At 63.9% G+C, this 18822-nt stretch carries 19 protein-coding genes; 5 read left to right on the top strand and 14 right to left on the bottom strand.

The window, feature by feature from the left end; all coding sequences use genetic code 11:
- Positions 1–2: 2 nt before the first annotated feature.
- The 9 genes from coxB to KSAC_RS01605 are packed head-to-tail and all read right to left on the bottom strand — an operon-like array spanning position 3 to position 9074.
- On the bottom strand, positions 3–1001 hold the full coding sequence (gene coxB, locus KSAC_RS01645; RefSeq protein ID WP_132303838.1) for a cytochrome c oxidase subunit II: 999 nt from the start codon (positions 999–1001) through the stop codon (positions 3–5).
- On the bottom strand, positions 998–1813 hold the full coding sequence (locus KSAC_RS01640) for an SCO family protein (protein ID WP_243705258.1): 816 nt from the start codon (positions 1811–1813) through the stop codon (positions 998–1000). Before KSAC_RS01640 ends, coxB begins: the two co-directional genes overlap by 4 nt.
- Positions 1810–2178 carry a hypothetical protein gene (locus KSAC_RS01635; RefSeq protein ID WP_243705257.1) on the bottom strand — a complete coding sequence of 123 codons (369 nt, stop codon included), beginning with the start codon at positions 2176–2178 and terminating at the stop codon, positions 1810–1812. Before KSAC_RS01635 ends, KSAC_RS01640 begins: the two co-directional genes overlap by 4 nt.
- The gene (locus KSAC_RS01630; RefSeq protein WP_132303836.1) at positions 2171–3220 is read right to left on the bottom strand and encodes a hypothetical protein; all 1050 of its coding nucleotides are present in this window, start codon (positions 3218–3220) and stop codon (positions 2171–2173) included. Before KSAC_RS01630 ends, KSAC_RS01635 begins: the two co-directional genes overlap by 8 nt.
- Positions 3217–3720, bottom strand: coding sequence for a c-type cytochrome (locus tag KSAC_RS01625; RefSeq protein ID WP_132303834.1), 504 nt, complete (start codon positions 3718–3720; stop codon positions 3217–3219). Before KSAC_RS01625 ends, KSAC_RS01630 begins: the two co-directional genes overlap by 4 nt.
- Complete coding sequence (locus KSAC_RS01620; RefSeq protein ID WP_408884749.1) at positions 3717–4199, bottom strand: DUF3341 domain-containing protein; 483 nt, start codon at positions 4197–4199, stop codon at positions 3717–3719. The genes KSAC_RS01625 and KSAC_RS01620 overlap by 4 nt, the downstream gene beginning before the upstream one ends.
- Before the next feature lie 2 nt (positions 4200–4201).
- Positions 4202–5545, bottom strand: coding sequence for an NrfD/PsrC family molybdoenzyme membrane anchor subunit (gene nrfD / locus KSAC_RS01615; RefSeq protein ID WP_132303832.1), 1344 nt, complete (start codon positions 5543–5545; stop codon positions 4202–4204).
- Positions 5542–8433: a 4Fe-4S dicluster domain-containing protein gene (locus KSAC_RS01610; RefSeq protein ID WP_132303830.1), complete on the bottom strand. Its 2892-nt coding sequence runs from the start codon at positions 8431–8433 to the stop codon at positions 5542–5544. The genes nrfD and KSAC_RS01610 overlap by 4 nt, the downstream gene beginning before the upstream one ends.
- Positions 8421–9074 carry a cytochrome c3 family protein gene (locus KSAC_RS01605; protein WP_132303828.1) on the bottom strand — a complete coding sequence of 218 codons (654 nt, stop codon included), beginning with the start codon at positions 9072–9074 and terminating at the stop codon, positions 8421–8423. The genes KSAC_RS01610 and KSAC_RS01605 overlap by 13 nt, the downstream gene beginning before the upstream one ends.
- A gap of 250 nt (positions 9075–9324) precedes the next feature.
- Here KSAC_RS01605 and KSAC_RS01600 point away from each other — a divergent pair, with 250 nt between their 5' ends.
- A complete protein-coding gene (locus KSAC_RS01600) occupies positions 9325–9510 on the top strand; it encodes a hypothetical protein (protein WP_102323916.1) in 186 nt (61 codons plus the stop codon).
- 43 nt (positions 9511–9553) lie between these two features.
- Here the strand turns inward: KSAC_RS01600 and KSAC_RS01595 are convergent, their stop codons facing one another.
- Genes KSAC_RS01595 through KSAC_RS01580 form a run of 4 tightly spaced genes read right to left on the bottom strand, consistent with a single transcriptional unit; the run spans position 9554 to position 14554 of the window.
- On the bottom strand, positions 9554–10285 hold the full coding sequence (locus tag KSAC_RS01595) for a pirin family protein (RefSeq protein ID WP_132303826.1): 732 nt from the start codon (positions 10283–10285) through the stop codon (positions 9554–9556).
- 10 nt (positions 10286–10295) lie between these two features.
- The gene (locus KSAC_RS01590) at positions 10296–11819 is read right to left on the bottom strand and encodes an efflux transporter outer membrane subunit (protein ID WP_102324257.1); all 1524 of its coding nucleotides are present in this window, start codon (positions 11817–11819) and stop codon (positions 10296–10298) included.
- Between the two features lie 4 nt (positions 11820–11823).
- Complete coding sequence (locus KSAC_RS01585) at positions 11824–12900, bottom strand: HlyD family secretion protein (protein WP_102323918.1); 1077 nt, start codon at positions 12898–12900, stop codon at positions 11824–11826.
- A gap of 16 nt (positions 12901–12916) precedes the next feature.
- Entirely contained in the window at positions 12917–14554 is a 1638-nt protein-coding gene (locus KSAC_RS01580) for an MFS transporter (protein ID WP_102323919.1), read from the bottom strand.
- 264 nt (positions 14555–14818) lie between these two features.
- Here KSAC_RS01580 and KSAC_RS01575 point away from each other — a divergent pair, with 264 nt between their 5' ends.
- The 3 genes from KSAC_RS01575 to KSAC_RS17185 all read left to right on the top strand — a co-directional run bounded on the left by KSAC_RS01575 (position 14819) and on the right by KSAC_RS17185 (position 16672).
- Complete coding sequence (locus KSAC_RS01575; RefSeq protein WP_102323920.1) at positions 14819–15163, top strand: hypothetical protein; 345 nt, start codon at positions 14819–14821, stop codon at positions 15161–15163.
- 102 nt (positions 15164–15265) lie between these two features.
- On the top strand, positions 15266–16441 hold the full coding sequence (locus KSAC_RS01570) for a lytic transglycosylase domain-containing protein (protein WP_132303824.1): 1176 nt from the start codon (positions 15266–15268) through the stop codon (positions 16439–16441).
- 69 nt (positions 16442–16510) lie between these two features.
- Positions 16511–16672 carry a hypothetical protein gene (locus KSAC_RS17185; protein ID WP_162900494.1) on the top strand — a complete coding sequence of 54 codons (162 nt, stop codon included), beginning with the start codon at positions 16511–16513 and terminating at the stop codon, positions 16670–16672.
- A 50-nt stretch (positions 16673–16722) separates the two neighbouring features.
- Here KSAC_RS17185 and hmpA read toward each other — a convergent pair whose 3' ends face one another.
- On the bottom strand, positions 16723–17928 hold the full coding sequence (gene hmpA / locus KSAC_RS01565) for an NO-inducible flavohemoprotein (protein WP_132303822.1): 1206 nt from the start codon (positions 17926–17928) through the stop codon (positions 16723–16725).
- Between the two features lie 79 nt (positions 17929–18007).
- Here hmpA and KSAC_RS01560 point away from each other — a divergent pair, with 79 nt between their 5' ends.
- The gene (locus KSAC_RS01560; protein ID WP_102323923.1) at positions 18008–18466 is read left to right on the top strand and encodes an RrF2 family transcriptional regulator; all 459 of its coding nucleotides are present in this window, start codon (positions 18008–18010) and stop codon (positions 18464–18466) included.
- Positions 18467–18822 lie beyond the last annotated feature (356 nt).

The raw sequence follows: 18822 nt of genomic DNA, 5'->3' as shown, positions 1-18822 counted from the left end.
ATTCACCCCCCGTCACGCGCGGTAACGGCCGCAGCCCCCATGCCCGCAGGCACGGATGGCGACAGTGTCTGGAGATAGGCCACCAGTGCCGCCAGATCATCTTCCCCCAGCACGCCACGGAAGGACGGCATCGTGGTGGTATAATTTGCCTGCGGTGTGCGCGCGGGCCCAACATGAAGGATGGCGTCATGCAGGAAGCCGCCATCCACCCGCACGGGCCGCCCGTCGGGGCCGGGGACCAGGCTGCCATACAGCCCGACCATGGACGGTGCGCGGCTGGTGTCCTGCGCATCGGGCGCGTAACGCCCCGATACGTGGCAGCCGCTGCATCCATTATGGATGAACAGCATTTCCCCCGCCGTGGCCAGACTGCCACTGGCTGGGGTATGATCCAGCCAGTCGGCGTATTCGGTGCTGTCCAGCACCACCAGCGTACCCGTCATGCGCGAATGCCCGATGCCACAGAACTGCGTGCAGTAAAAACGGAAGGAACCGGGACGCGTGGCAATGAACCACAGGCTCTGGTACCGTCCAGGCAGGACATCGTGCTTGATCCGCAGCACGGGGATCGAGAAATCATGGATGACATCTTCCGATGTCATCAGTAGCTGCACCGGCCGTCCCAGCGGGACATGCAGCGCGTTGATCTCCCGCTGGCCGCCGGGATACTGCACCTTCCACATCCACTGCCTGCCGGTCACATAGATCTGGATCGCACCCGATGGTGGCTGGAACCCCACTACGTACAGCCGTGCCGCCCATATGAACAGGGCGAAGAAAATCACCAGCGTCGCCACGGTCCAGCCGATTTCAAACCCCCAGCTTTTATGGACCACGGCTTCATGCGAAACCGGCACCCCGCTTCCAACCCGGAAGCGGATGATGTTGAGAACCATCAGCCCGAACACCAGCCCCAGCACCGCCAGACTGATAAGCAGCAGCCCCGCCAGCAGGACATCAACCCGCGTGGCATGCCCCGAGGCTTCAGGCAGCCAGCTCATCGCAGGCCCCGCCTGTGCGCCATGAACAGCATCGTCCCCAGCATCAGTACGGTCAGCCCACCGCCGATCCGTAACAGCTTTTCCACCGCCAGCGTGTAACGCCCCGTCGTTTCGTCGTAATGGAAACACAGCAGCAGGACCGGCGATGCCGCAACGCGCTCGCCCCGCGCAGCATGGGCCACCGCCTGGCGCACATCGCCGGGCTGGTAGCCCACCCCCAGCACATAACCGGACACCACGCCCGCAGGGGTCACGAACACCAGCCCCATGGGATGGAGATATTGCCCCAGCCGGGGATCAAAGCGCGCATGGAACCCCACGGCGCGCGACAGACGCCCGATGCTGGCGGCGTCCCCAGTCAGGAAATGCCATCCTGCCCCCGCCGTGGATGCTGGAAAATGGGCCAGATCGTCATCGCGCGCCTGACGCGCCTGCACTGGCGTTTCAGACGGGTCGATGCTGACAACCAGCAGGGTATAGTCGGCCGGGCTGTGCAGCCCGCTACGCGCCAGCGCATGCAGCAGGTCCGCGCGTTCCAGTCCGCACATGTTGGGACAGGCGTAATACCCCATTGATACAATGGCGGGCCTGCCACCAAGGAACGCCCCCAGCGGCCGCACCTGTCCCGTGGTATCGGCAAAGCGGGCATCCAGTGGCAGGGCGACACCCTGCCGGGGCGTAAAGGCCAGTGCCTGTATCGCCTCATCCGCCGCGACACCGGTTCCACCCCACGCAATAATGACCGGGCATGCCAGCATGGCCGCCAGCATCACGCTGCGCCATCGTGCCGCCATTGCCCCCACCGTGTTCATGGCGCATCACCTTGGGGCCAGTCGGGAATACCATCGCGCAGGGTCTCCTGCATGGCCTGATCGATGGGGATATGCCCGATGCCGCGTGGCCGGTCGGTCCAGCCGAAACTGTTCATGATGGCCATTTCCCGCGTGTGGAACGCCGCCATGTCCGCCGGCGGGTCGGATTGCAGGGCCGGTTCCGCAATGACGGGAAAGGGCGGCCGGAGCAGCCGGTCGAGTGATTTCTGCGGGAACAGCACGTCCGCCAGTATCACCAGCCCGCCCACCACCATGCCGATGACCACGCCCCCCATGACCGCCGCACGCAGGGAAATGTCTCGGGTTTCATGGTGCGGTTGCGCTGATGCAGGATGTTCAGACATGGGCGTCTCCCGGCTGTACGGAACATGACAGGACGCTTTCGCGGTTCCTGTGGCGCAGGACCAGCAGCGCGCTGCCGCCACCGAAGAAGAGAAGCGACAGTCCCACCCCCGCCAGCGGTACGGGCTGTGTCCATGTGGGCAGGACCAGCCAGAGGTTGCGCAGTATTTCCATGCCTGTCAGCAGTCCCGCCGCCAGCATGATGGCAGGCCGCCAGGCCTGAAGTGGCGACAGCACCAGCACGGCAAAGGGCAGCAGGAAATGCAGCGCCACGATAGTCAGCGCCACGCCCCCCCATGCGCCCCGCAGCCGGGGCGCGTACCACGCGGCCTCCACCGGCAGGTTCGACTGCCACACAATCAGGAACTGCATGAAATCCAGATATGCCCACAGCACCGTCAGCCCCAGCAGCAGGCGTGCAAGGTCGCGCAGGTCCTGCCCCCGCGCCCACATCCCTTCCATCAGCACACCCACCGCGAAGGCCAGCAGCACCGAACCGGCGGCGGCGATCAGCCCGTACGCGCTGGAACTGAAATGCGGATCAAGGGATTCGGTCAGATCAATCGCGGCAAAGCCGGAGGTAAACGCCAGCGCGATCAGCCCGACAGGCGCAGTACGCCCCACATCACGCCCGCGCAGGCAGACAGTCCCAAGCCATCCCCATACCAGCACGTAGGCCACCACCCGCCCCATGGCGAAGGGCACGTTCAGGTAAAAACCGTTGGTGATCCGCGCCCCGCCGCCGGGCTGCACCCACGGATACAGGTGGCGCGCGCCCCACAGCACACCCGCCAGCGCGGGTATGCCCAGCGGCAATGTGGCAATCCCGGCGCGCAGGGCGGGACGCAGGATATCCCCCCACCGTCCCCCCGTCAGCGCATGCACCAGCACAAGCGCCATACTGCCCAGCGGCCATCCGATCCATGCGGCGCATACCGCCAGCCACGCCGGGAAAACCGCCTGCGGCACCCGGATCGCCGCTGCCACCACAGCCACCAGCGCAACAGCCGCGACACCGGCGGCGATACGAAGCGCGTGCTTCATTGCGCGCTCGCCTGCTGTTCGGGCGTCATATCGGCGCGGGTGGCATGCTGGCTGCGCGCAAGGGCGTGAAGATAGGCGACGATGGCCCATCGGTCCTCCGGCGCGATCCGCTGGGCAAAGCCGTACATGATCCCCTGCCCCACGGTAATGACATCATAGACGTGGCGCGACGGCAGGGCATGGCCATCCGGCGTGACCAGCGGCAGGGGGGCGGGAAAGCCGCGCTGCACCACCATGCCGTCACCATTGCCCGTTTCGGCATGGCATGGGGCGCAGAAGGCATGATATTCGTTGCGCCCGCGTTGCAGCAGGCCCGCCGTAAGCGGGGGCACGGGATGCGGCGCGTCGTGATAGGGCACGGTTCCCTGCGCAATATCCGCCGGTGCGCTGTTACGGCTGGCGTACGGGTTTTCCCGGTCCTGCTTCGACATGTCATCGCACCCACCGGCCAGAAGCGGCAGGGAAATGGCCATGATGCACACGGGCCGCACCGCGTTCATGGCCCGATTTCCTCAATACCCAGCACCTCGTAGCGCGACAGCATCTGGCGCGCCCTGGCACGGTCGCCTGAACGCACGACCAGGACATGCGCCCCCTTCATCACATCGCGCATGGAGGCACTTTCATCCACCGGGTCATACAGGCGTGGAAGGCGCACGGTTACGAAGTAGCCGATAATTCCCGCCAGCACCGCGCCCAGTACCGCCAGTTCAAAGGTGGCGGGGATATAGGACGGCCATGACAGGTTGGGCCTGCCGCCAATATCAAGCGGATAGCTTATGGTCGTGGCATAGACCTGCATGCCAAAACCACCCATGCCCCCCGCAACACCCCCACCCAGCATCAGTACAGGCAGGATGGAGCCGCCGCCATTATCCCCGGGCTGCGTGCCGGTATAGGTTTCGACCACGCATGCCCCCTCCCGCCACAATGTGGTGGCGGCGTCGTTCAGGGTCGCCTCCGTGGCGAAGGCGGCGATAATCAGGGCCTGTCCTCCAGCACTGCCCGCATCTCCGCCATGGCCAGCATGGGGATGAAGCGGACAAGCAGCAGGAAAGCGGTCAGGAACAGCCCGATCGTGCCCGCCAGAAGGCTCCATTCCCACAGCGTGGGCGTATACTGACCCCAGGCGGACTGTAGCTGCGTGCGTGCAAGGCTGCTTACGATGATCTGGAAACGTTCGAGCCACATGCCGACCAGCACGCCCAGACTGATTGCCCATACCACCGGCTGGTTCATCCGCACCCCGCGCCACCACAGCAGTTGCGGGAACACGATATTCAGCATGATGGTGCCCCAGTAGACGGGCGCATAAAGTCCATGCAGCCGGAAAGCGAACATGGTCCGGTCAGCCTGATCGGGGCCGTAGAATGTCGAAAAGACATCCATGACATAGGCATATGCCACGCACAGGCTGGCGGTCAGCAGCAGCCTGCCCAGCACATCAATATGCCAGTCGGTGATATAGGGTTGCAGCCCAAGGGCCGGACGCAGGGGAATGACAGCCAGCAGCACGATGGCGAACCCCGACAGTCCCGCGCCGAATACAAAAAATGGCGGGAACTGTGTGGAATGCCAGCCGGTTGCGGCCCCACCGGCAAAATCCATGCCTACAATACTGTGCACCGACACCACCAGCGGGGCCATCAGGGCCGCCATGACGCCGTAGACCGGCTGGTAATGCCGCCACTGCCGGGCCGACCCACGGAACCCCAGCGCCAGCACGCCATAGAACACGCGCTGCCACCGGCGCTGCGCGCGTTCGCGCAGGGTGGCAAGGTCAGGCAGCAGCCCGAAATACCAGAACAGGACGGAACACAGCACGTAGGCCAGAATGGCGAAGAAATCCCATACCAGCGGACTGCGGAACTGCGCCCACAGCCCCATCGTGTTGGGATAGGGAAACAGCCAGTAGAAAAACTGCGGCCGTCCCAGATGCAGGATGGGGAATATGGCCGCACACAGTGCCGCGCACAGCGTCAGGCTTTCGGCCAGCCGGTTGAGCGATGTCCGCCATGGCGCGCGCAGCAGGAAAAACAGGGCGGAAATGAACGTACCGCCCGATGCAATGGCAATCCACCACACGTAATTGAGGATATCGAAACCCCACGCCACGGGCCAGTCGATGCCCCATATCCCCAGCCCCGCGTAAAACAGCCACGCAACCGACACCATGCCCCCCGCCAGCAGCGCCAGCGCCGCGCCAAGGCACAGCCACCACCACAGCGGCGTCCACAGCCCCGCATCGGGGCGCAGGGTGGTGACGCATACCCGTTCCGTCATGGACCACGGGGTCTCGCCAGGATGGACGATGCGTCCGGTCATGACCCGATATCCGGGTTCGGGTTGCGGATGCGTCCTTCATATGTCACGCGCGGATGCGTGCCCTGTTCAGGCAGGGCGGCATAATCCAGCGGGCTGGCCTTGCGCCGCGTTACGTCCGCAATGGGATCGTTGATGTCGCCAAAGCTTATGGCCTGCGTGGGACAGGCGGCCTGACAGGCGGTGACTACCTGTTCGGGCACGCCATCACGGTCCGCCACGATCCGGGCCTGCGCTATACGCTGCACGCAGAACGTGCATTTTTCCATGACCCCGCGCGTGCGGACCGATACATCGGGATTGCGACTGGGGGCGGGGCGGTTTTCGCGCTGGGCAAAGGCAAAGTAATTGAACCGCCGGACCTTGTAGGGGCAGTTGTTGGAGCAGAACTTGGTCCCGATACACCGATTATAGACCATGACATTCAGGCCTTCGGAATCATGTGTCGTCGCCCCCACCGGACAGACGGTCTCGCACGGGGCCTGCTCGCAATGCATGCACAGCATTGGCTGGAAGAACGTATCGGGCGCGGCCTCCGTTCCTTCGTAGATGCGGTCAATCCTCAGCCAGTGCATTTCCCGCTGATGCAGCACCGCATCGCGTCCAACCACCGGCACATTGTTTTCCACCTGACAGGCGACGACACAGGCATTGCAGCCGATGCAGGCATTCAGGTCGATGCCCATGCCCCATGCCACGGTTGCATCCGGGGGCCTGCGGTACAGCGTATCCTCCTGCCCCGCCTCCGTATCCTTCAGGAATGCCGGGTTGGCCCTGTACTGCTCCAGCGTGCCATGACGGGCGATGTCCGATGGTGCGGTGTTGATGATCGTGGCGTGATGTTCCGTACACGCCACCGGAACGGAGGGAACCTTCGTCACGTCAACCCGCACGGGGCCGGTCGCGTCACGGAACGGATACAGGTCGGTGCCGACGTGATTGCCCGTCTCCCCCGCATGAATGCGCCCCCAGCCCAGAAAGCCAACCACGCATCCCGCCGCCTGTCCCGGCTGTATCCATACGGGCAGCCGCGCATGGTGTTCCCCCTGCGACAGATCCACCACATCGCCGTTGCGCAGGTGCAGGTCGCGCGCAAGGTCCGGCGGGACCAGAAGCGGGTTGTCCCACACCACCTTGCTCAATGGGCGCGGCAGTTCCTGCAACCATGGATTATTCGCCCCCCGCCCGTCCCATAGATGGGGATCTGGCCGCAGCAGCAGGACGGGCTGCGCGGGCGTGCGGGGAAATGAGGCGGGAGACGCCACCCGTACGGCCGCGGGCTGCAACGCCGCACTGACGGACGGGGAGCGGGTCCGCGCGATGACGCCCGACGCCAGGGCATCATGCCAGTCCCGTGCCGATGGCATATGCTCGCGCCACGTCGCACGCAGCAGATCGGATGCGGGGCGCAACGGCTGGCCCATGCAGGCATGCAGGGCGCTGAGCAGGTTCATCCCGCCATAAAGCGGCATGGCCTGTGGTTGCACGATGGCGACCGTACCGTCATGCCCACGCGCATCGCCCCAGTCCTCCATCCCATGCGCCAGCGGGACATGCCAGCGCGCGGCCTGCGCCGTTTCATGCGGGCGGTCCGCAAGGGTGATGCTGTGCGCCACATGGCCAAGCGCGGCAGCGAAACGCGGAGCCTGATAGACCGGGTTGACATCCAAAATCAGCAGCGCGTCCACGCCCCCGCTTTCCATATCCGCGATCAGATCCGACAGCGTGCCCTGTGGGGCAGCGGGCTGATATTCGGGCGTTGCGATCACGTCGAACACCCGACCGCGCCCGCCAAGGGCCTCGTTCATGGCGTGTACCACGGCGTGGACCTCCGGCGCGTGGTCGGGACCGAGATGGATGACGGCCCGCCCCCGACTGGCACGCAGGTCCGTGGCTACGGCACCCAGCCAGTCCGGGCCACCCGATGGCGCTTCGTTTTGCAGGATACGGGCGGATAACCGGCCAATGACCTCGTTCAGCACGGCAGGCGACACGCTGAAGCGGTGGTCCGCCGCCACGCCGGTCAGCGATGGCGTGGATTCCACCGCGTATACCCGGCTCATGACACCCCGAACCGGATTGCGCCGCGCGGCAAAGGCGCGCGCATGGGCCAGATGCCCCGGCGCGCTGTCCAGCAGATCGCTGTCCAGCGCAAGCAGCACATCCGCCTGCGTCAGATCAGCAGTAACCGCAGTCGGCTGCCCGTAGGCGAGACTGGTCCCCCGGCTGACATTCTCCCGCCCGATCGCATCCCATCGGTGCCACACCGCACCCGGACAGGCAGCCAGTAGCTGATCTATGGTCCGGCCCAGCGCAGGCGACGTGACCGTGCCCGTCAGGATACGCAGCCTGCGGCCCGGCTGGCCCCCATCGGAACGCGGGGCCGTGACGGCAGCGCGCATTGCATGCATCGCATCCGCCAGATCCTGCCACGATACCGGCATGCCCCGATGCAGCGGGCCGGTGGCGCGGTCGGGATCGTAAAAATCATGGATGAGGGCCTGCGCCATGACATCGGTCGCACCAAGGCTGGCGGGATGGGCGGGATTGCCTTCAACCTTGATGGGACGGCCCATCTGGTGCGTCACCAGAATGCCCTCGGCATAGCCATCGCGCACATGGGCGGTGGCGTAGATGTTGGGGATACCCGGCACCACGCCTTCGGCAGCCCTTACGGCGGAAACGAAGCCCCGGTCAGGCGTGCCCGGACCGCACCCGGCCATTCCCCCGCCAGCCAGCGCCAGTGCAAGCAGCCGCAGCGTCCGCCGACGGTCCAGCGGATGCGACAGGGCGGCTTCAAGGTGGGGAAACCGGCGTGCCAGTTCGCTATCCGGCAGGGCCATGAGCCGCCGCGCCGCCTGCGCACCGGAAAACCGGCCTAGCGGTGACATATCGAACATTCCGTAAGATTACGCCCGCCTACGTGATAACGCGCCAGCAGCGCCGCGGGTCCGGGCGTGGACGGGACGCGATGCCAGTCGGTATCGAATATGTTTTCAGCGGGACGCAGGCTGGGGCCGGGATCGCGATGGCAGTCCAGACAGAACTGCATTGTCAGGCTCTTTGCCTTGTATGTCAGCGCCATGGTGGCGACATTGCCATGGCAGCTTTCACAGCCCACACCCTTCGTGACGTGGATGCCATGGTTGAAATAGACATAATCGGGAACATCGGTCACGCGCTGCCAGGTCATCGGTGTATTCCTGAGGAAGCTGTCACGAATGCCCGCCAGTACCGCTGCATCCGTCCATATCTGTGAATGGCATGTCATGCAGGTAAAGGTCGGGGGCATGCTGGCCTGCGCGCTGCGTTCGACGCTGCTGTGGCAGAACCGGCAGTCAATGCCCAGCCCCGCGACATGATGCTGGTGACTGAAGGGAACCGGCTGTTCGATCGTCCACCCCACCTGCCGTGCATAATCGGTATACGGCCACGCGAACCACAGCAGGCAGCCGCTTGTGACCGCGCAGGCGATGGCAAGCAGGGATGCAGTCATGATGACATTGGCGCGGGGCGTGAACAGCGCTGCCATCCGTTTGCATCCCGTTTTTTATATTACGCTTTATACTTCCGGTTACCGCATGATATCAGGTTGCCCCGACCATTGCGCAGGCAGAACGCCGTGGACGTAAAAAACGATCCCTTCACAACGCAGTGAATAATAATTCTCCGTCGTGTGCCGACGTTTTCACTTCTTTATTGACGCCTTTATTGTTCCACTACGAAACTTACGGCGCGGGGGTAACGTTCAGGCAGCGCAATCCAGCAACAGGAATACGGCCATGAGCAGGAATTTCAGGACGGATGGCGAACCCCCTCCCCTGGCGGACCGAAGCATCAAGCCCCCTTTCGCCACGCCTCTGGAACGAAGGAACGGCATGCTGACCACCTTGATGGTCATTCTTTTTCTGGGCGGAATTGTTATCGGGTGCCTGTTCTCGCCCCATATTCCCCTGCCCAAATTCTAGCTGCCCTGGCGGCAGGTCAGGTCACAGGGACGCGCAGGCCCATTTACGCCGCAACGTCTGTCAGCAGCACGACCGCTGCTTCGTGTGCAATTACGGTCAGGTCCGTGGCATCGGTTACAGCGGCGCCATCGCCCGCGTGCAGTATGCTGGCGTCAATACTTACTGTGCCTGACACCACCACAAGATACAGGTCGCGTCCGGCGCTGGTCTGGTAGGCCGCGCCCTCCCCCGCCGCAATGGCGGCGTGCAGCAGGCGTGCGCGCGCACTCAGGGTGACGGGGGCACCGTCCGATACACTTTCGCTTTCCTCCGGGTCATCTTCGGGAAAGCCGGATGCAAGGATCGTAAACCCCCCATCCTCGAACTGCGCCAGCGCGGCGCGGGTTTCCTGCGCGGGGGTCGTGCCCTCCGTATCGGCCATGAGCCAGAACTGAATGAAGGACGCGCCATCTGCACCCGCCGTCCATTCCAGTGTCCGGCATCCCCTGCCCGTGCTGGCCAGATGCAGGCCGCCCGCACATACATCTTCGGGCGCGAAGTCATCGGCATGGGCAGTGACACGCCCGCTGCCCAACCAGGTCAGGATATCAACGCTGGCTTCCGGGCCCAGATGGTAGGACCCGCCGGGTGGCAGCGTACCCGTATTGATGGCGCGCAGGCGTCCTTCGTGCATGCAGGCCGGATCGCGGTAATCCGCAAATGCGAAATGACACCGCAGCGTCAGGCCTTCCGAACGGGCGCTGCCCAGTGTATCCGCGCGCCGGATCGTTATCATGCCCTGTCCCTCATGCCCGCTTTTTCGTCTTCTGTTTCTGCGGATAGATATCTTCCCATCCGCCCCCTACCGCGCGGTAGAGATGCGTTACCGATCCTGCCACATGCGCCGTGGCGTCCACCAGTGCGCTCTGGGATGACAGCAATGCGTTCTGCAATGTCAGCACGTTCAGGAAGTCGGATGAGCCCTGCGTGTACTGTGCCTTCGCCGTCTCGACCGCGATCTCGTTTTCCTGCACGGCAAGGGCCAGTTCATCACGCTGCCGCTGGGCCGCCGTGAAATCGGCCATCGCATCGTCGATTTCCTGCCATGCCTTCAGCACTGTACGCTGGAACATCGTCGCCGCTTCCTTCTGCTGCGCGCGACGCAGGTGCAACTGCCCCGTCAGGCGTCCCCCTTCAAAAAGGGGCAGGGTCGCCGTGGGGCCAAAACCGTACTGCCGCGATGCCCACGACCCCAGCCCGCTGAACTGGAGCGCCTGCACATCCAGACTGCCCGACAGGGTCACGCGCGGGAAGAAATCGGCGATTGCCACGCCAATACTGGCGGTTGCGGCATGCAGGTGATCCGCCGCCATGCGGATATCGGGGCGGCGTTCAGCCAGTTCCGATGGCAGGCCGACAGGCACCACGGCGGGCACGGCCGGAATATCCCCCGCCTTGCCCAGTTCGGCATCCAGCGCGCCGGGTTCACGCGCCACAAGGAAGCTCAGGGCATTGAGCCTGTGCGTCACCTGCGCGCGCAGCGGGGCCAGACGGGATGTGAATGTATGAAGCTGTCCCGTGGCCTCGGCCACATCCAGCCGGGTTGCAGCCCCCTGCTGGAAACGCAGGGTCGTCAGCCTGACGCTATTGGTGGAGATCTCGATATTATGTTCAAGGATGCCAAGCTGGGTCTGCGCGGCACGCAGGTCGATGTAATCCTGCGCCGTCTCGGCCATGAGGGAGACGAGCATGTCCCGCCGCATTTCCTCGGTTTCGTGCATGGCGGCGGTGGCGGCTTCCACCTGACGGCGCACATGGCCCCAGAAATCCACTTCCCATGACGCGTTCATGCCATATTGCGGCAGGTTGAAGGACGGATTGCCAATGCTGCCGGGCAGCGCGGTGGGGCCAAAGCCCTGCGTGCCCGATGCGATGGAACCCGCTCCCTCACGCTCCATCGTGCCCAGCAGGCCCAGCACGCCATTGGTGCTGGCGCGTTCACGACCGTAGGACGCATTGGCCTGTGCATGCGGAAACTGCGCGGCGCTGGCGATCCGCCGCTCCGCCTGGCTTTGCATGAGACGCAGGCTCGCCGCACGCAGGTCGAGGTTGGAAGCCGCGACCTCGTTTTCCAGCCGGGTCAGGACGGGATCGTTGAACAGTTTCCACCACTGCGGATCGGCGGTGGCGCCCGTCACCTGGCTTTCGGCTGGCGGCTGGGTCGCGCGCCATGCCTCGGGCGCCCTGACCTGCGGCTTGTGATAGTCCGGGCCAACGGTGCATGCCGCCAGCGCCAGCATCGACAGCCCCGGAAGGAGGAGGCGCTTCACCGCGTTACTGCCAGACATAGCGCGCGTCACTGGCATGCGGGCCTTCCGGCGTGGAAGATGTATCGATATTCGCTTCGACCGACATGCCGACACGCACCCGCTCCGCAAGCGGCTGGCCGGGGTCGAAGGTCAGCTTGACGGGGATGCGCTGGACCACCTTCGTAAAGTTGCCGGTTGCGTTATCGGGCTGGATGGGGGCGAAAGCCACGCCGGTCGCGGGCGCAAGGGAGTCCACATGCGCCTTTAGCGGATGGCCGGGAAACGTATCGACCCATATGGTCGCGCGCTGCCCGGTCTGCACCTTCGTCAGTTGGGTTTCCTGAAAATTGGCCAGCACGTAGGCTTCATGCGTTGGAACGACGGCAAGGATGCCCGTGCCCGGATGGACGTAGTTACCCACGCGCACCCCGCGTTCGCCCACAACGCCATCCATGGGGGCGGGAATGGTGCAGTAGGACAGGTTCAGTTCGGCCTGTTTTTCATCCCCCTGCGCGCGCAGCAGCACGCCACGGGCGCGTTCAAGCTGGCCCTGAAGGACAGCAACCTGACGGATGGCGGCGTCCACGCCGGCCTGATCGCGTGATATGGCGGCTTCGGCTTCCTTCTCATGGGCATCGGATGCCTGTTTCTGCTCGATGGTGCCTGCCCCGCCTGACGACAGGTTGCGGTACCGCGTCGCGTTCTGGCGCGCGAACACCAGTGCCGCCTGATCGGCCAGCACGGCGGCGCGGGCCTGCGCGATTACGGAATCCTGCCGTGCGATTTCCGCTTCCAGATTGGCGACATCGCCCTGCGCCGCCTGCCGGTTGCCGCGTGCGACCTCCAGTGCCGCGCGGTAGTCGTCATCCTCGATATGGGCCAGTTCCTCGCCGGTGTGGACCTGCTGGTTGTCCTGCGCGATCACCCGGTCGATACGTCCCGAAACCTTGGGGGCCACGGTGGGGAAATCCGCCGTGACATAGGCATCGTTCGTGTACTGGTTGACACCATCGCCATTGACCAGCCGCGTGCCACCCCAGGCGACAAGGGCGAGCACACCTGCGGCGCAACCGGCGTAAAGCAGCGGTTTCTTGTAAATCATGATCGGTAATTCCGGTTTAGCGGGCTGGAGTATCGGGGGATGGCGCACGCGGCGGATAGACCCGGTGCGGCAGGATGAGATTCATGACGGCGTAGCCAAGACAGACCCAGATGAGGATGTAATAGATGTCGTTCAGCGCCAGTACGAGCGCCTGTTCATGCACGTAGGTATGGAAAACCTGCAGCGTGTTGCGCGCCACATGCGCACTGTCGGGTGATGTTGCGGACAGCTGCTGCCCGATGGGGTTGCCCATGCCCTGCAGCGCAAGGCCGTGCGTGCCGTTATGGTCCAGCAGCATGGTGGAATGATACTGTTCCCGCCGCCGGGTCAGCGCGGCAAACAGGGCATAGGCCACCGCATTGGCCAGCCCCTTGAGCATGTTCACCATGCCGGAAATGAACGGCCCGTCCGCGGGCCCCATGGCCATGGTCGCCAGCATGAGCGTGGGGATGACGGTCATGGGCTGGCCAAAGACCTGCAGCACCTGCAGCACGTAGAAATTGTCGCGCACCCAGTCCACCGTAAGCCACGTGCCCAGCCACGCCGCTGCCGCCAGGCACAGCATGCCCCCCGCCAGCACATAGCGGCAGTCCACCGTGCGCCGGTTGCAGATGGCCGCGATCAGCGGCAGCATGATAAGCTGCGGCAGCGCCACCACCAGCGCCACGGGCGCGGCCTGTATGGGACGGTAACCACGCACGCCCTCAAGATAGACCGCCGGAATATCCCCCATCATCGCGCAGATGGCGAGAATCCCCACCAGCGATAGCAGCGACGCCTGAATGTTGCGCGACCGCCAGTACTGGATGCGGAAATAGGGGCTGGGGTGAAACGCCTCGTTAATGACAAAGACGACGAAGGCCGCACCACCCCACAACGCCAGATCCGTGATGATTGGGGAACGGAACCAGTCCAGCCGGTCGCCCTGATACAGCACGATGACCAGCGAGCAGATGGCAGGCAGGCCCACAAGGATGCCGAACCAGTTGAACTTCTCGAACCGTTCGAAATGCATGGGATCGCGCGGCAGGCCGTAAGCCATCATGGCGATGGCGGCGGCGGCCGTGGGTATGATTTCCCAGTACAGCCAGTGCCAGCCCACATGCTCGAACCAGAACGCTTCCAGCGGCAGGCCGAGATTGGGGCCGAAGGTGGCGCTCATGGCATAGCCGCCGATGCCGAACACCCGGATCTGTGGTGGCAGGTATTTCAGCATGACGGTCATCAGCACCGGCGGCAGGCACCCGCCCGCCAGTCCCTGGAACGCACGCAGGATGCACAGTGACGTCACATCGGGCATGAAGGGCGCCGGGATGGACAGCAGCGCGAGCATCGCCGTCATGAAAATGGAAAAACGGTAGATGGAAAACGTCATGTAAAACCACGGCGTGAAAGCCATGGCGGCAATATTGAACGCTTCATAGATGGCGATGACCCACGTGCCCTCGTCGTGGCCGATATGCATCGCCCCACGGATATCGGACAGGCCGATTTCGGTTACGTGTTCATTAAAACCCGCCACATGCACAGCCAGCAGCATGCCAAGGCAGCCGATGACCGTCCGCAGCCCGAACGGCGGAATATACGAAGGCCGTGGCGGGGAGGCATGAATGACAGGCCCGTCAGCCGCCTGTGCAGTAGCAAGGTTGTTCATGTGCGCACTTGATCCCCACGCCCCGCGCCGCGACAACCCCCATTTCCGGCAGATGACGATTTCGATTTGCGGAATGAAAAACCGGCAGACCCCGCAACTGTCACGATAGCACGGACCGTGACCGTATCCGGTTCACGATGCGTAGGGGACGCCACGGCCCATACCGCCCCCTTCCTTCCCCGCTTCCCCTTCACACCTGCATTGATTGGCGTCCGGACCGGCGTTGCGCTACGTTCATGTTCCAGATGCATGCGGAGAGAGGTCATGGACACAAAAGCCATCGCGGAAGCCTATTTCAACGTCCGCGCCCAGATCGAGGAAAGTCAGGCCCGTGTCAGCGACGCGGCTGAAGCCCTGCTTCCCCTTGTGAAACATGGCAACCCGGCCGCGAAAACGGCGCTGGAGAACCTGCGCAGGGCCGCCGTTTCCATGGAAGAGGAACGCACGCGCTCCGACTATCTGTGGCGTCTGGCGTCAGGCCAGAACCCGCCGCCACCCGCTGAGGCGCAGGCCGGGGAGCAGTCCCCTTCCGACGGGGGAAGCGGACGCCACCGCACTTTCCTTGACAACCTGATTGACGATGTGATGGGCGCGGGTTTCCTGCCCTGATCGAAAACCGGCCTTCCCTGCCCGTCCCTGCACAAAGTTGATTGCGGCGCAGGGGCCGGGATTGATATGAGGGGACATATTACAGGGCAAAGGTAGAAGATCATGGCCGTGGGCACGGATGCCATCGCACGATGCCGGTTCGGGCTGTCTGTCGCGTTAACGCTGGCCATGGCGGCGTGTACCACGGCACCGCAGACGGTGCGCGGTCCCCTCGCCACGGCAGGACAGCGCATCTACCACGCGCCGGGCACGGCTGATGATCCATGGGGCCCCTATATACAGGAAGCCGCAACCCGCTTCAGCGTGCCGGATTCATGGATACGCGCCGTCATGCAGCAGGAATCCGGCGGTAAGGAGTATCTGGGTGGCCAGCTCACCACATCGGATGCCGGGGCGATGGGCCTTATGCAGCTAATGCCCGAAACCTATGCCGACATGCAGGCCCAGTACGGGCTGGGCGGCGATCCGTACGAACCCCATGACAACATCATGGCCGGGACTGCCTATATCCGGCTGATGTATGACCGGTTTGGCGCACCGGATTTTCTGGCCGCCTACAACGCCGGGCCGGAGCGCGTGGATTCATGGCGGCAGAACGGCACGCCCCTGCCCGATGAAACCGTGCAGTACGTCGCGGCGATCACGCCCAATCTGGGTGGTGGCGTTGCCCCGTCGGCCCCTATGGCGGCCCCGGTCATGCTGGTCAGTGCTGATGGCATCAATGCCAATGCCGCCTATGCCGGTGGTGGTGGCGCGCAGGTCATGCCAGCGCAGGCCGCTGCCCTGTCACGCACGGCGGATGGATGCCTGCGCAATGCCGATGCCGCCTATGACCCTGCTTCGCCGTGCCTGATGGATCAGGACACCCCGCATGCCGATAGCGCGGGAACCCGGCAGGTGGCCTCGGTCGCGGATGATACGGTATCGCGCGATGCTGTCATACCCGATGGCGCGCAGCCCGTGGGTGAACCGGGCCTGCCCGCGCGACCGGCCTTTGTCCAGCCGGTCAGCTACACCGCCGCGACCCACGGAAGCTGGGCGGTTCAGGTGGGTGCGTTTTCCACCAGTAACGAGGCCCGCAGCGCACTGGATACCACGCGGCGCATGATTGGCATCAATGGCGCTCAGCTTTCCGCCGTGGTCATGCCGGTTCCGGCAAGCGGGGGCACGCTGTACCGCGCGCGCCTGATCGGTTTCGCGCCCGCCGATGCCAGCACGGCCTGCGCAACGCTGCATGCCCATGCCATGGCCTGCTTCGCCGTGCCGGACCGGACCTGAACCCCGCCACCGCCCGCAAAACCTTTCCTGTCCCGTGGCGTTCCTACCTGCATCCCGCAGGAGGTTGCGATGAACAGAACCCTAAGGATACTGACCACGCTTGTTCTGGCGCTCTCCGTCGCAGGCTGTTACGGACCACGCTATCACCATCGCGGCTGGCATGATGGTTATTACCGTGGCGGCCACAACGGACCCGGCCCCTACCGGGGTGGACCAAGGGGACACTGGTAAAAAACGCCCCCTGCCTGACGACAGAGGGCGGTAACGGATGGCGGCGTCCCTTACGCCGCCAGTTCGGCATCCGCTGCGGAACCGAAGAATTCAAACCGGATCGCCTTTTCGGGTACTCCGGCTTCCTTCAGCGTGGCGACCATGCTGCGCATGAACGCATCGGGACCACAGATGTAATAGACACTGCCGGGCTGGACCTGCGCCTTCAGCCACTCGGGGGTAAGGTGACCGGCGTGCTGCGTCGTGCCCGCATCCACCACGTCGTCCGCCGGGGTTTCACGGCTGTAGAACACATCATGACGGATACGCCCGCCAGCCGCGAGAGTGCGCACGTGGCTGCCGAATGCCTCGGTCTGCGGGGTGCGGGTGGCGTGAATATAATGCAGGGCGGGCGCATTGCCTGCACCCATCAGCGTATCCAGCATCGACATAAGCGGCGTAAGACCCACACCCGCACTCAGCAGGGTAATTGCAGGCGCCTGCTCCAGCACGAAATCACCCGCCGGGGCCGAAACCAGAAGTTCGGTGCCTTCATCCACGCTGGCATGCAGCCAGTCCGATACGACACCGCCTTCGATCCGGCGCACGCTGATGCGATAGACGCTGTCATCAGGGGCGGAGGAAATGCTGTAATTGCGCCGCTGCGATCCATGCCCCGGCACGTCAAGGCGGAAGCTGAGATACTGACCGGGCTGATGACGCATGACAGGCTGGCCGTCGGTGGGGACAAGTTCAAAGGACGTAACAGTCTCGCTTTCACGCACGCGACGGGCTACGCGGAAGGGCCGCCAGCCGATCCAGCCGCCGGGCGCTGCCTCATGCGCCTCATAAATCTCCTTTTCACGCCCGATCAGGATATCGGCAAGGAACCAGTAGGCCTTGCCCCACGCATCCAGAATTTCCGGCGTGGCGGCATCGCCCAGAACATGCCCGATCGCCCCCAGCAGGGCCTCGGCCACATACGGGTAATGTTCGGGCAGGATATTCAGGCCGACATGCTTTTCAGCAATGCGTTCGACCATCGCGCCCAGTACGCCCGGATCATTGATATGCCGCGCATAGGCCAGAACCGCCAGCGCAAGCGCGCGGGGCTGCTCCCCATCCTTCTGGTGGGAAATGTTGAACAGGTCACGAATGGCCGGGTTGGCCAGAAGGCGCCGGTACATTTCGGTCGTGATTGCCAGTCCGTGACCTTCCAGTGCCGGCACGCAGGCCGTGATGATCGCGCGGGTCTTGTCGTCCAGGGGAGCGGCCATCTCTGACTCCTAAGATGTATGTTTCGCACATCTTTAAAGTCCGCTGGAAAAAAGATGTCAAGTCTGTATATCTTTAAGCATGCGACTGACCCTACATACCGACTATGCGCTGAGAACATTGATGTATCTGGCCGTCCATACCGAACGGCTTTCATCCATCCGTGAAATCGCGACAACCTACGGTATTTCGGAAAATCACCTGATGAAGATCATCCACCGGCTTGGCCTTGGCGGTTTCATCGAAACCGTGCGCGGGCGTGGCGGCGGGCTGCGTCTTGCCCGCCCGGCAGCCACCATAAGGATCGGGGATGTCGTACGCTTTACCGAGGACGATATGGCGCTGGTCAGTTGCATGCAGATGGAACCGGGCAAGGACGCACCCTGCATCCTGGCCGATGCGTGCCGCCTGCGCGGCGTGCTGGGACAGGCGATGGGCTCCTTCATGGCCGTGCTGGACAGCCATACGCTGGCTGATGTCATCACCCCGGCAGAACGGCAACGCCTGACCCGTCCCGGCGATACGCAGGCGGCGACCTGACGCCCTACCCCGGAAACCGGGCGGTAACAGGACCAGTGGGTGATGCCTGTTTTGTGATCGGGCGTGCTTCTTTTTGGGCCTTCACGCGGTAGCAGCCCCTTTCCGGCCACCCTGCGCCCACCCATATGGCGTGGTATCGGAAGGATCTTCCTGCCGAACTGGAGGTTGCCATGGTTATGGGAACTGGATACCGCTCAAATCCCAATATCATGACCATACTGGGCATTGGGGTTCTTCTGCTGACACTGGCATTATGGCTGTCGCTGATCTTCATATAAAGCCCGATCCGTACAGTCATTGCTGACACACACGACCCAACCGGGAATATGGCTACAGGAGCCTTGCAATGTGGATGT

Source organism: Komagataeibacter saccharivorans (assembly GCF_004348195.1).
GTDB lineage: Bacteria > Pseudomonadota > Alphaproteobacteria > Acetobacterales > Acetobacteraceae > Komagataeibacter > Komagataeibacter saccharivorans.
This window is presented reverse-complemented; position numbering and strand designations above follow the sequence as displayed.